11 protein-coding genes are annotated in these 13,027 nt (G+C 72.6%); 4 read left to right on the top strand and 7 right to left on the bottom strand.

Going from position 1 to position 13,027, the window contains the following annotated elements; all coding sequences use genetic code 11:
• Positions 1–97 precede the first annotated feature (97 nt).
• From ATL45_RS31465 to ATL45_RS31450, 4 genes are all read left to right on the top strand, one after another.
• Positions 98–727: a carbonic anhydrase gene (locus ATL45_RS31465; protein ID WP_093146091.1), complete on the top strand. Its 630-nt coding sequence runs from the start codon at positions 98–100 to the stop codon at positions 725–727.
• 89 nt (positions 728–816) lie between these two features.
• A complete protein-coding gene (locus tag ATL45_RS31460) occupies positions 817–3,177 on the top strand; it encodes an MGDG synthase family glycosyltransferase (RefSeq protein ID WP_093147246.1) in 2,361 nt (786 codons plus the stop codon).
• The gene (locus tag ATL45_RS31455; RefSeq protein ID WP_246025661.1) at positions 3,174–4,091 is read left to right on the top strand and encodes a DMT family transporter; all 918 of its coding nucleotides are present in this window, start codon (positions 3,174–3,176) and stop codon (positions 4,089–4,091) included. Before ATL45_RS31460 ends, ATL45_RS31455 begins: the two co-directional genes overlap by 4 nt.
• Complete coding sequence (locus tag ATL45_RS31450) at positions 4,088–4,804, top strand: SDR family NAD(P)-dependent oxidoreductase (RefSeq protein WP_093147248.1); 717 nt, start codon at positions 4,088–4,090, stop codon at positions 4,802–4,804. The genes ATL45_RS31455 and ATL45_RS31450 overlap by 4 nt, the downstream gene beginning before the upstream one ends.
• Before the next feature lie 242 nt (positions 4,805–5,046).
• Here the strand turns inward: ATL45_RS31450 and hpnH are convergent, their stop codons facing one another.
• From hpnH to hpnC, 7 genes are read right to left on the bottom strand one after another with little or no spacing between them, the layout of a single operon-like run.
• On the bottom strand, positions 5,047–6,048 hold the full coding sequence (gene hpnH, locus ATL45_RS31445; RefSeq protein WP_093146092.1) for an adenosyl-hopene transferase HpnH: 1,002 nt from the start codon (positions 6,046–6,048) through the stop codon (positions 5,047–5,049).
• The gene (locus tag ATL45_RS31440) at positions 6,049–6,651 is read right to left on the bottom strand and encodes a phosphorylase family protein (protein WP_093146093.1); all 603 of its coding nucleotides are present in this window, start codon (positions 6,649–6,651) and stop codon (positions 6,049–6,051) included.
• Between the two features lies 1 nt (position 6,652).
• The gene (shc, locus tag ATL45_RS31435) at positions 6,653–8,563 is read right to left on the bottom strand and encodes a squalene--hopene cyclase (RefSeq protein WP_439332471.1); all 1,911 of its coding nucleotides are present in this window, start codon (positions 8,561–8,563) and stop codon (positions 6,653–6,655) included.
• Positions 8,560–9,573 (bottom strand): polyprenyl synthetase family protein, encoded by a 1,014-nt coding sequence (locus tag ATL45_RS31430; RefSeq protein ID WP_093146094.1) that lies wholly within the window; start codon positions 9,571–9,573, stop codon positions 8,560–8,562. The genes shc and ATL45_RS31430 overlap by 4 nt, the downstream gene beginning before the upstream one ends.
• A complete protein-coding gene (gene hpnE, locus ATL45_RS31425) occupies positions 9,570–10,931 on the bottom strand; it encodes a hydroxysqualene dehydroxylase HpnE (RefSeq protein ID WP_246025660.1) in 1,362 nt (453 codons plus the stop codon). The genes ATL45_RS31430 and hpnE overlap by 4 nt, the downstream gene beginning before the upstream one ends.
• Positions 10,928–11,824, bottom strand: a complete 897-nt coding sequence (hpnD, locus tag ATL45_RS31420) for a presqualene diphosphate synthase HpnD (protein WP_093146095.1) — start codon at positions 11,822–11,824, stop codon at positions 10,928–10,930. The genes hpnE and hpnD overlap by 4 nt, the downstream gene beginning before the upstream one ends.
• Entirely contained in the window at positions 11,788–12,696 is a 909-nt protein-coding gene (hpnC, locus tag ATL45_RS31415; RefSeq protein ID WP_093146096.1) for a squalene synthase HpnC, read from the bottom strand. The genes hpnD and hpnC overlap by 37 nt, the downstream gene beginning before the upstream one ends.
• Positions 12,697–13,027 lie beyond the last annotated feature (331 nt).

Here is a 13,027-nt window from a genome sequence, read left to right as displayed (position 1 = left end):
TCACCCGATGCGCGGAATCGAGTGGCACTGATCTCAGATGTCCGGATCACGGCTTCCGAACAAGACTCCTCGAAAGTCCGTGCGGTAGCGTTTCCGCATGTCCAACGCACCGATCTCCCCCGCGCACGCCTACGAAGAACTTCGGGCGGGCAACCGGAGGTTCGTCGAGAACAACCCTCGCCACCCGAACCAGGACGCCGACCACCGCGCTTCGCTGGCGCCGGGACAGCGCCCCTTCGCCGTGCTGTTCGGCTGTTCCGACTCCCGGCTCGCCGCCGAGATCATCTTCGACCAGGGGCTCGGCGACCTGTTCGTGGTGCGCACCGCCGGTCAGGTCACCGGCCCCGAGGTGCTGGGCAGCATCGAGTACGGCGTCAGCGTGCTGGGCGCGCCGCTGGTGGTCGTGCTCGGCCACGACTCCTGCGGTGCGGTGACCGCCGCGCGGCAGACCGTCGTCGAGGGTTCCGCGCCGCCCGGGTTCCTGCGCGACATCGTCGAGCGGGTGACGCCGAGCGTGCTGTCCGCCCGCGCGGACGGCAAGACCGAGGTCGACGAGATCGTGGACGTGCACGTCCAGCGCACCACCGATCTGCTGCTGGAGCGCTCCACCGTGCTGTCCAAGGAGGTCGAGGCGGGCCGCTGCGCGATCGTCGGCCTGTGCTACCACCTCACCGACGGAACGGTCCGCGAGGTCGGCAGCCGCGGACCGGTTTCGCAGGAGGCGTAGCGCGCGGGCCCGGAGCACTTCGAGCGGCTGGAACCGGCTGGTCACGTTAGCCTGCGGTGGCACGATCCGGGGTGAAGGGATCCAGCCGCGTGACCGTCCAGCCGCGTCGAGTGCTACTGGTCAGCGCGACCATCGGCGAGGGGCACAATGCGACCGGCCGGGCCGTGGCGGAGGCGGCCGGCCGGGCGTGGCCCGGGTGCGAGGTCGGCTGGCTGGACGCCCTGCGCGCGATGGGCCGCTGGGTGCCCGCCGCGTTCAACTGGATCTACGTCACCAACGTCGAGTCCACGCCGTGGCTGTACGACTTCTTCTACGCGTCGCTGTGGCGCTACCGCTGGTTCGCCAACGGCTCCCGCCGGTTCGTCGGGGCGTGGAGCGGGCGGCGGCTGCGCCGGGCGATCGCCGAGGCCCGGCCGGACCTGATCGTCTCGACGTACCCGCTCGGCACCGCTGGTCTGGACTGGCTGCGGCGCCGCGGTGAGCTGGACGTCCCGGTGGCGGCGGTGGTCTCGGACTTCTCCCCGCACCCGTTCTGGGTCTATCCCGAGGCCGACCTGCACTACGTGATGAGCGAGGCGAGCCTGCGGGAGATGCGGCGGGCCGAGCCGGACGCGGTGGGTGCCGTGTGCGTTCCGCCGGTGGTCTCGGCTTTCCGGCCCGGTGACCGGGCTGCCGCCCGGCGCGGCTTCGGACTCCCGGAGTCGGGGTTCACGGTGCTGGTCTCGTGCGGCTCGCTCGGGTTCGGCTCGGTGGAGCGCGCGGTGGACGCCGCGCTGCGCGCCGAGGGCGTGGCGCGGGTCGTCGTGGTCTGCGGCCGCAACGACGCGTTGCGCGAGCGGCTCGCCGCTCACGACGAGGAGCGGCTGGTCGCCTTGGGCTGGGTGGAGGACATGCCGGGCCTGGTGACCTGCGCGGACGTCGTGGTGAGCAACGCCGGTGGGGCCACTGCGCTGGAAGCGCTCGCCTGCGGGCGGGCGGTGATCATGTTCGAGCCGATCGCCGGGCACGGGCGGGCCAACGCCGAGCTGATGGCCGAGGCCGGGCTGGCCGAGCTGTGCCCGGGCGCCGCCGATCTGACCGCGACGCTGCGCCGCTGGACCGCGGAACCGGAGGAGCTCGTCCAGCAGGAGCAGCGGGCGTTCAAGCACTGCCAGGTCGCGGACTTCACCGACCAGGTGGCCGCGCTGGCGCAGCTCCCCCGGCACCACGGGCGCCGCGCTCTCCGGCCGCAGGACGCCTTCTTCGTCTACGCCACCACTCGGCTCGTCGCGCAGCAGACCGGCGCGGTCCTGCGACTGGAGGGGCCACCGCGGAGCACCGCCGAATGGCGCGAGGAGATCAGCGGGCGGATCGAGCGGCGCGCCAGCCGGTTGCCGATGCTCACGCGGCGCCTGGTGCTGCGGCGGGCCAGGCGACCGCAGTGGGCCCACGATGCGGCCATCGAGCCCGGCGATCACCTGCGCTGCCGCGAGGTCCGCGGGGAGCAGGCCGCGGCGCAGGTGCGCGAGGAGTTCTTCGGCACCGCCGTGGCCACCGACCGGCCGCCGTGGGAGCTCCTGCTGCTGCACGAGACCGGCTCCGGAGAGGTGTCGTTGCTGGCGAAGCTGCACCACGCGCTCGGCGATGGTGTGGCGGTGACCAGCACGTTGCTCCGGTTGCTGACCGATGGCCCGCACCCCGCCTCGACCCCCGGCTCGGGGCCGAAGCGGCGTCCGGTGGAGGTCGCGCGAGGGCTTCTGAGCCTGGCGGGCGCGGGCCGGGCACCGGGCAGCGCCTGGACGGGGCCCAGCACGGTGAACCGGTCGTTCGCCGGACTGGAACTCCCGGCCGTCGAGGTGCGCGCCTGCGCGCGGGAGCTGGGTGTGAGCAGCACAGCGCTGCTGCTCGGTGTGGTCGCCGAAGCGCTGCACCGGGCCCTGCCCGCTCCCGCGCCTGGTCAGCGCTTCCGAGTGATGGTGCCGCGCATCGCGCGAGGTGAAGCGGGTGCTGAGGCACCCGGGAACCACACGGCGTCGGTGTCGCTGGATCTGCCCGTTGGCCCGATGCCCGTCGCGCGGCGCCTCAGCGCGGTGTCCGCTGAGCTGGGCAAACCGGACCGGACCGGTCAGCCGGCTGCGTCCGGTGCCGTGCTGGCCGCGCTCGGTGCGCTGCCCGCGCCGCTGCACGCGTGGATCGTGCGGCGGATCTACCAGCGCCGGTTCTTCGGCGCGGTGGTGTCGGTGCTGCCCGGGCGGCGCCGTCCCGCGCACGTGGGGCAGGCACGGCTCGCCGGGGTGCTGCCCGTGCTGTCGTTGGCCGACGGGGTGGGCATCGCCGTGGGTGCGATCAGCTGGGCCGACCACGTCGGGTTCGGGGTCACCACGGACACCGGGCTCGCCCCGGACGCCGCAGTGCTGACCGCGCACCTGCGCGCCGCCTTCGACGACCTGCGGGCAGGTGATCGGCGGTGAGCTCCAACAGCACGGTGCTGGTGATCGCCGTTCCCGCCGCGGTCGTCGGCGCGGCCAGCTTCGGCCTGGCCAGCGCCATCCAGCACCGCGTCACCAAGCAGGTGCCGAAGGTGCGCACCTTCAGCCCTCGCATGCTGTTCGACCTGGTCCGCAAGCCGATCTGGGTGCTGAGCATCCTCACCGTGATCATCGGGTTGTCGCTGCAGGTGGTGGCGCTGGCCTTCGGACCGCTGGTGCTGGTGCAGCCGCTGCTGGTGACCTCGGTGCTGTTCGGTGCCGCCTTCGCCGCGTGGATGGCGCACCGCAGGATGGACCTGGTGCTGGCGCTGGGCGGGCTGGCCTGCGTCGGCGGGCTCTCGGCGTTCCTGGTGCTGGCGCGGCCTTCCGGGCAGAGCAGCGAGTTCACCGGCGCGTCGATCCTGCCGCTGGCCCTGGCGCTCGGCCTGCTGGTGGTGGTGTCGCTGGCGGCGGCCCAGCTGATCCCCGGGGAGGCCGGGGTGATCGGCATGGCGGTGGCCACCGGCGTGCTCTACGGGGTGACCGCCGGGCTGATCAAGGTGGTGGCCGGGCAGTTCCGCACCGGTGGGCCTGCCGAGCCGTTCCAGCACTGGACGCTCTACGCGGTGTGCGTGATCGGGCCGATGGGTTTCCTGCTCAGCCAGCAGACCTTCCAGCGCGGCCGGTTGATGTCGCCCGCGCTGGCCGTCATCACCACGGTGGACCCGCTGGTGGCGGCGGCGATCGGGGTGAGCTGGCTGGGCGAGCGCATCGAGTCCTCCCCCGCCATCCTCGCCGGCGAAGTGATCGCGGGGGTGGTCATCGTCGTGGGCATCGTGATCCTGACCCGCCGCGGTGAGCAGCTGCGCCGCGCGCTCGAGCGCGCGGACGGCGGTTCGGACCCGACGTGGGGCTGACGTTGCGCGGGCGGACCGCGCTGGTCACGGGTGCTTCCTCCGGCATCGGCGCGGCCACCGCCGCCGAACTCGCCGCCAACGGGTGCGAGCTGGTGCTCGTCGGCCGGGACCGGCGGCGGCTCGCCGAGGTGGCCGAGCGCTCCGGTGGGCGGGCGCTGGCCGCCGAGCTGACCGACGAGGCCGAGCTCGACCACGTGGTCACCGCGGCACGGCAGGTGGATCTGCTGGTGCACTGCGCGGGTGTCGGCTGGGCCGGTGACCTGGCGTCGATGCCCGCCGAGCGGGTTGCGGAGCTGGCGGCGGTGAACCTGACCGCGCCGATGCTGCTGACCAGCGCGGTGCTGCCGGAGCTGCGGCGCAGGCGCGGCCACGTCGTCTTCGTCTCCTCGATCGCGGCCGTCGGGGTGCGCGGCGAGGAGGTTTACGCGGCGACGAAGGCCGGTGTGCGGGTGTTCGCGGAAAGCCTCCGCCTCGACGGCATCGGCGTGACCACGGTGTTCCCCGGTGCCGTGCGCACGCCGTTCTTCGCCGGCCGCCGCTACGACCGGCGCTTCCCGCGGATGCTCACCGCGCAGGAGGTCGCTTCGGCGCTGGTCAAGGGCGTCCAGCGCGGCCGGGCGGAGGTGTTCGTGCCCGCCTGGCTCGCGGTTCCGGCCCGGCTGCAGGGCGCGGCGCCGGGCTTGTTCCGCGGCCTGGCCCGCCGGTTGGGCTGAGCACAGGGTTTCTGTTCTCGTGCCTGGTTCTGTTGCTCTTTTGTCTTTGAAGCGGCGAAGCCGCTTAGTGCACCCTCGCCGCCGGCACCGCCGCGGGTTCTCAGCGTTCGCTTGGCGAGGACAGCCCGTTCGCCGTGTATCGGACATACATAAGAGCGGGATCCCGCAGCCAGGCGGGCGCTGTAACTCCCGCAGGGGGCCGCCACCCGCACCGCCACGCAAACCAACCACTGAAACCCCTGCTAACCGCGCAGGGCCCGGATCGACTCGCGCAGCGAGCCCATGGTGGCCAGCACCGCGGTCGGCTCGTAGCCGCAGTGCGCCATGCAGTTGGCGCAGCGCGGGTCGTTGCCCCGCCCGTAGCGCGACCAGTCGGTCTCCTCCAGCAGTTCGCGGTAGGTGGCCGCGTAGCCGTCGTTCATCAGGTAGCACGGCCGCTGCCAGCCGTAGAGCGAGTAGGACGGGATGGCCCACGCCGTGCAGCGGAAGTCGACCTCGCCCGCCAGGAAGTCCAGGAACAGCGGCGAGTGGTTGAACCGCCACCGGTTGCGCCTGCCGTCGGCGAAGACCTTGCGGAACAGCTCGCGCGTCTCCGCCACGCCCATGAAGTGCTCCTGGTCGGGTGCCTTGTCGTAGGCGTAGGCCGGCGAGAGCATCATCTGGTCGACCTTCAGGTCGTCGTTGAGGTAGTCGAGCACCTCGATCACCGACTGCGGCGTGTCGGAGGTGAAGAAGGTGGAGTTCGTGGTCACCCGGAATCCGCGCGCCTGGACGTCCTTGATGTTGTCCACCGCCTGCGCGAACACGCCCTTCTTGCACACCGAGGCGTCGTGCCGCTCTTCCAGGCCGTCGATGTGCACGGCCCACGCGAAGTACGGCGACGGGCGGAACCGGTCGATCTTGCGGGGCAGCAGCAGCGCGTTGGTGCACAGGTAGACGAACTTCTTGCGCTTGATCAGTTCCTCGACGATGACCTCGATCTCCGGGTGCATCAGCGGTTCGCCGCCGGCGATGGAGACCACCGGCGCCCCGCACTCCTCCACCGCGGCGATGGCCTGCTCGACCGGCATCCGCTGCTTGAGCACGTTCGCCGGGTGCTGGATCTTGCCGCAGCCCGCGCACTTGAGGTTGCAGGCGAACAGCGGTTCCAGCTCCAGCGTCAGGGCGAACTTCGTGCGGCGGGCCAGCTTCTGCTTGGCCAGGTAGGCGCCGACGCGGACGGCCTGGCGCACCGGAATACCCATTCAGAACACCTCCTCAGGTGTGTGGTGGTCCCGCGGTGCCGCGGCGCGGCTCCACCGCGACAGGCAGGTACCGACGGCGTGCAGCCGGGCGAGCGCGGCCAGCGCCCGGCGCGGTGTTCCCCACCGCAGCAGCGGTTTCTCCGCGGTGTCGAGCACGACCCGCACCACCGCGATCTCCCGTGCGGCTCGTGCGAGCACTGCGGACTCCATGTCGACCGCGAGCGCACCGGTGCGGGCCAGCTCGGCTCGCTGCGCGCCGCGCACGAGGTGCCGGGTGGTGAGGATCGGCCCGGAGTGCACGGGGAATCCCGCGCGGCGCAGTTCCGCGGCCAGCGCGGGCGCGGCGCGGCAGCGCACCGAGCTGTCCGGCCCGCGGACCTCGTCGGCCACGACCACATCGCCGCTGCGAACGCCCTCGCCGATGCCGCCGCCGAGACCGGCGACGATGAGCAGGCCGAAGTCCTCCGCGGCGAGTGCGGTGGCGCTGCGGGCACTGCGCCGCGGGCCGAATCCCGTGCGGCGAACGGAATTGCGGCCGAGCGCGGCTCGCAGCGCTTGAGCTTCCAGGCCCAGCGGTGCGCAGATCAGCAGGCGTGCGCGCATCTCACTGCCCGGCCCGGTGGTACCTGCCGAGGGCGGTCAGCGGGAAGATCACCCGGTACAGGTGGTAGTTGATGTAGAAGTCGCCGGGGAAGCCGGTGCCGGTGAACTGCGGCTCGTCCCAGCCTCCGTCCGCGCGCTGCGTGCGGGCCAGGTACTGCACCCCGCGCTGGACCGCGTCGGTCTCGTGCCGTCCCAGGGCCAGCAGCGCGATCAGCGCCCACCCGGTCTGCGAAGCCGTGGAGTCGCCGCGGCCGATCCACTCCGGGTCGTCGTAGGAGCGCATGTCCTCGCCCCAGCCACCGTCGGCGTTCTGGTGCTTCTCCAGCCACTTCACCGCGCGCCGCAGGACGCGGTGCTCGGGTTTGAACCCGGCGCGCACCAGCGCCGGGACCACCGCGCCGGTGCCGTAGACGTGGTTGGCGCCCCAGCGGCCGAACCAGGAGCCGTCCTTCTCCTGGTTGCGCAGCAGCCACTTCACGCCGCGCCGGACCACCTCGTCGTCGTGCCCCAGCGTCGCCAGCGCCTCCACCACGTGCGCCGTGACGTCGGCCGACGGGGGGTCGATCACTTCACCGAAGTCGCAGAAGGGCAGCTTGCGGACGAGCTGCCGGGTGTTGTCGGCGTCGAAGGCTCCCCACCCGCCGTCGGCCGACTGCATGCCGCGCAGCCAGCGCACGCCGCGCTCGATCGCGCCCCGCACCGCGACCTGGTCCGGGTGGTCCATGCGGTTGAGCGCCAGCAGCACCTCGGCGGTGTCGTCGATGTCCGGGTAGCCGTCGTTGTCGAACTCGAACGCCCAGCCGCCGCCCGCGGGCAGGTCCGGGCGGCGGACCGACCAGTCGCCCTTGACCCGGATCTCCTCCGCCAGCACGTAGTCCGTCGCCCGGCGCAGCGCTGGGTGCGCGCTGGGCACACCGGCGTCGTGCAGCGCCTGCATGCCGAGCACCGTGTCCCACACCGGGGACTGGCAGGCCTCCAGCCGCCGCACCACGCCGTTGGAGGTCTGCTCCCGGATCAGGAACCGCTCCAGACCCGCCAGGCCCTGCCGCAGCACCGGGTGGTCCATCGGATAGCCGAGCAGGTGCAGGGCCAGCAGCGAGTAGACCCACGGCGGCTGGATCCCGCCCCAGGACCCGTCGGCCTCCTGGCGCGCCACGATCCACTCGGCCGCGCGGTGCATCGCGTGCTTGCGCAAGGTCCGCAACGGGCGCTTCTGGTACCGGTGCAAGGCCCGGTCCAGCAGGTTGAACCCGTAGCTCCAGGACCACTCGGCGCGAGCGGGCTCGGCGCGGCGGCCGGTGCGCAGCTCCTGGACCGTGATGCCCAGGTCCCGGCTCGGGCGCAGCGTGCACACGACCGTCAGCGGCACCACGGTCTGGCGCGCCCAGCACGCCCAGTCCGCCACGTTCAGCGGGAACCAGCTGGGCAGCAGCACGACCTCGGGCGGCATCGCGGGCAGCTCGTCCCAGGACCACTCGCCGAACAGCGCCAGCCAGATCCGGGTGAACACGCGGGTGGCCTCCAGCCCGCCCCGCTCCAGGATCCAGTTGCGCGCAGCGGTCATGTGCTCGGCGTCGACGTCGTCGCCGGCCAGCTTGAGCGCGGTGTAGGCCTCCGCGGTGGTGGACAGGTCGCCCGGTCCGCCGTGGAAGTTGGCCCACGTGCCGTCGGAGCGCTGCTGGGAGCGGATCCAGCGGGCGGCCTGCTCGGTCTCCACCGCGGTGCGGATGCCGAGGAACTGCCGCAGCAGCAGGTCCTCGACGTCCATGGTCACGTTGGTCTCCAGCTCGCCCTTCCACCAGCCGTCCGGGTGTTGCCGGGACAGCAGGTGGTCGCGGGCGGCGACCAGCGCGGTCCGCGGATCGGGGATCACCAGCGCGCGGGTGGCCTGCTTCTGCAGCTGATCGGTCAAAGCTTCCTCCGTACGATGAACGTGGCGAGTTCGGTCAAGGCCTCGGTGACGTCCTGCGGGCCGCGCGGCAGGTGGGCGTCGGCGGCCGTCAGCCGACGCTGGCACTCCCGGCGGGTCCAGTCCGCCGATCCGGCGCGCTGCACCATCTCGGCGGCTTCGCGCAGCTGCTGCTCGGTGAGCGGTTCCGGCCGCGCGTACAGCTCGCGCAGGCGCTCGCCCGCGGTGGTGCCCGAGTTGAGCGCGTGCACCACGGGCACGGTCTTCTTGCGGGCGCGCAGGTCCGACAGCACCGGTTTGCCGGTGACCTCCGGATCGCCCCACAGCCCCAGCAAGTCGTCCACCAGCTGGAAGGCCATCCCGAGCTCGGTGCCGAAGGTGTGCAGGCCGAACACCGCGTCCTGCGGGGCCCCGGCGCTGAGCGCGCCGATCGAGGCGGCGCAGGCCAGCAGCGCGGCGGTCTTGTCGTGCGCCATGCGCAAGCACTCGTCGAGGGTCACGTCGTGGCGGTGCTCGAAGTCCAGGTCCGCGGCCTGTCCGGCGATCAGCACGCGGGTGGTGGCCGACAGCGAGCGGGCCGCGGCCGCGGCGTGCGGTGAGGTCGAGTTCAGCAGCACCTCGGTGGCCAGCGACAGCAGCGCGTCGCCGGCCAGCAGCGCCGCGGGCCGGCCGAAGACGGTCCAGGCGGTGGCCCGGTGCCGGCGCGAGGTGTCGCCGTCCATCACGTCGTCGTGCAGCAGGGAGAAGTTGTGCACGAGCTCGACGGCGGCAGCAGCGGCGACAGCCTGGTCGGGTGGTCCCGGCGGGCGGGCGGACTGCGCCGACAGCAGCACCATCGCCGGTCGCAGCGCTTTGCCGCCACCGCCCTCCGGTGAGCCGTCGGCGCCGCGCCAGCCGAAGTGGTATTCGCACACGCGGCGGGTGTCCGGGTCGAGCTGGGCGACCGCGCGGCGCAGCACCGGGTCGACGGATTCCCGCGCGGTGAGCAGTGCCGACGGCAGAACGGTCGTCATGCGGTCACCTCCACGCCGTGGTGCCGACGCTGGTCGGCGGTCACCACCTGGGCGGCCCGCGCACCGCTGCGCACCGCGCCTTCGGTGGTGTCGGGCCAGCCGGTGCCCGTCCAGGCACCGGCCAGCACCAGGCCCGGCACCGGGGTGCGCGCGTCCGGGCGGATCGCCGCGGTGCCGGGTGCCTGCCGGAAGGTGGCGCTGGGTTCGCGGGTGACGAAGAAGTCGAGCAGCCGTGCTCGCCGGGCGCGCGGGAACAGGCGCTGCAGGGCCGGGACGAACAGCGTCCGCAGGTCCTCGGTGCGCATGTCGACGTACTCCTCGGCAGCCGAGAGGGAGATCGCCAGGTACTGGCCGTGCGGTGCGCCGGAGATCGCGCTGCGGTCGAAGACCCACTGCACCGGGGAATCCAGGACAGCGGCCATCGGGAGCCCGGTGATCTGCCGGTCGTAGTGCAGGTGGACGTTGACGATCGGGGCGGCCGACAGCTGCGCCCACCGCGCGACGCCGGGCACCGGCAGGTCCGCGAGCAACCCGGCGGCCGCCTGGTGCGGCACCGCCAGGACCACCGCGTCGGCGGAGAACTCGCGGCTGTTGGCGCCTTCCTTGGCGAACACGTGAAAACCCGCTCCAGCGCGCCGGATCGCCCGCGCCCGGCAGCGCACCCGGACTTCGGCGCCGGCGGCCAGCAGAGCCCGCTGGGCGCTGTCGCCGTGCAGCTGCGCCAGCGGGGCGCGCGGAATCCCGATGTCGGCGCTGTCGCTGCGATCCAGCACACCGGTGCGGAATACCTTGGCGGCCAACAACATCGATGCCTCGTCGGGAACCGCGTTGAGCGCCGCCACCCCGAGCAGGCCCCACAGCGCTGTCACCGCGCGCGGTGATTCTCCGTGCTGGCGCAGCCATTCGCCGAGGCTGACCTGGTCCAGCGCGGGATCGTCCGGGTCGAGCTTTCTGAGCGCCAGCGACGTCCGCGCCACCCGTGCGCGCTCGGCCGCGGTCAGCTGCCGGTATGCGAGCAACGCGGGCAGCAGGTGTCCCGGCGCCGGCAGGTTCCAGCGGTGCAGCAGCGATGCGCGGCCGGTCGGGCTGAGCACCGGGACCTGGAACCGGCGCTGGATGCTGATCGCGTCCTGCGCGCCGAGCCGCCGCAGCAGGTCGAGGTAGGCGGTGTAGCAGCGCAGGAAGACGTGCTGGCCGGTGTCGACGACCAGGTCACCGCGCTGGAACGAGTAGGTGGCTCCGCCGAGCCGCGACCGGGTCTCCAGCAGTTCGACCGCGAAACCCGCCTCGGCCAGGTCCAGCGCGGCGGTCACCCCGGCCAGGCCGCCGCCGATCACCACCACGCGCCCGCGGCTCACGGCGCCATCCCCGCCAGCGACCGCGCCGCGACGCCCGCCTTGCGCCAGCCAGACAGCGAGGTCCGGTGGCTCAGGGCAGCGCCCGGGTCGGCGGCGATGCGCGCGAGCAGCTCGTGGTAGATCCCGGCCATCGACGCGCAGCACGCACGGCTGCGCCGGTCGAGCATGGGCAGCAGGCGCAGCCCGTCGTCGTACCACTGCTCGGCACGCGCGGCCTGGAAGCGGATCAGCGATGCCCACCGCTGCTCGTCCTCGGTCCGCCCGTCGCCCGGTTCCAGCCGGACCCCGAAGCGCACCAGGTCCTCGTCCGGCAGGTACACGCGCCCGTCGAGGTGGTCCTCGCGGACGTCGCGCAGGATGTTGGTCAGCTGCAGGGCGACGCCGAGCGCGTCGGCGCGGCGTTCGCCCGTGACGTGGTCGAGGACGCCGAAGACGCTCAGCGACAGGCGTCCGATCGATCCGGCCACGCACCGGCAGTAGTGCAGCAGTTCGTCGAACGTCCGGTACCGCGCACCGCGCACATCGGCCTCGCAGCCGTCGATCAGCTCGTCGAACGGCCCCAGCGGCACCTGGAGGCGTTCGGCCGCGTCGGCGAGCGCGACCAGCACCGGATCCACTGAATCGGTGCTGGTCGCGTGGACGTCCTCGCGCGCCAGCGCGAGCAGGCGCAGCTTCTCCTCGCTGGGCAGCTGCCCGTCGCCGATATCGTCGACGCGGCGGGCGAACGCGTAGACCGCCGACAGCGCCCGCCGCTTCGGACCGGGCAGCAGGCGGATCCCGTAGGAGAAGTTCCGCGCCTGCTCCCGCGTGATCCGCTCGCACTCCAGATAGGCGTCATGGACTCGCGTCGATTCGGTCACCGCGCCCCTCCCAACACGTACAACCGCCCCCATTCGACGAACGTGCGCGCCCGGCTCGGCCGGACGTCGCGCCCCAGCGGGTCGTGGTCGGCCCCGGCGAAGGCCGCCGCCGTCGCCCGGCCACCGGCCAGGTACCCGGCGACCGCGACGCGGGCGGTGCCGGACAAGCAGCCGACCAGGGGCGCACCGTCTTCGAGCATCCGCCGCGCGCGGTCCACCTCGAACTTGATCAGGCCGCGCAGCCGGGTCGGGGCGCGCACCGCGACCAGGTCCGGCTCCTGGCAGCCGAACCGCCGCATGTCGTCGGTCGGCAGGTACACCCGGTCCTGGCGGTAGTCCTCGGCGATGTCCTGGCAGTGCTCCAGGATCTGCAGCGCGCTGCAGATCCGGTCGGACAGCGCCACCAGCGGCGGCTCGGCCCGGCCGAAGACGTGCAGCACCGCTTCGCCGACCGGGTTGGCCGACAACGCGCAGTAGTCGAGCAGGTCGTCGAAGGTCCGGTAGCGGCGCACCTGCTGGTCCTGGCGGTTGGCCTCGATCAACTTGACCAGCACGTCGTGGGGGATGGCACACTCGGCAACCGTGGTGGTCAGGGCGCGCAGGATCGGAATGCGGGCCGAGTCCTGGTAGGCGCGGCGGAGATCGACCTCCAGGAAGTCCAGCAGCGCGTCGCGGTTGCCCGGCGCCTCGTCCCCGGCGAAGTCGACGAGCCGGAAGAACCCGTAGAGCGCGTGCAGGTGCCGTCGCAGGCCGTGCGGCAGGATCCGGGACGCGACCGGGAAGTTCTCCGAGCGCATCCGCGCAAGCACCGCAGCACTGCGCGGAAAATCACCCGAACGTGCGACGCTGTTCGGGTGGCCGGATTCCTCCCCGGACATCGTGCCGCCAGGCAACGACAGGACCATCGACTCTCCTCCTATCCCCTGGTCAGGAGGCGCAACCGGAATCGTATGAGCAGCGCAGCGGCACCGCAGTGCGAGCCGCGGGCCACCGTTTTCCCTGCATCGAGCCGGTGTTCGAACTCGAGCCCCATCCCGTAGATCCACATTGGACAAATGATCTGGATGTCCACAGTGGATAAGCTCGGAAGGCGTGAAATCCGGTCGGCGGCCCGCTGATCCCCGCCGCACCGGGCGCGCGGCATTCGGGTGGCGGGCATTGACATCCGGGCGACGGACACCAGAACGTGGTCGGCACGGTCCTCGCGACCGGACTCGGCCGAACAGGTCCGCACCG

The organism is Saccharopolyspora antimicrobica, assembly GCF_003635025.1.
In the GTDB taxonomy this organism is placed as follows: domain Bacteria; phylum Actinomycetota; class Actinomycetes; order Mycobacteriales; family Pseudonocardiaceae; genus Saccharopolyspora; species Saccharopolyspora antimicrobica.
This window is presented reverse-complemented; position numbering and strand designations above follow the sequence as displayed.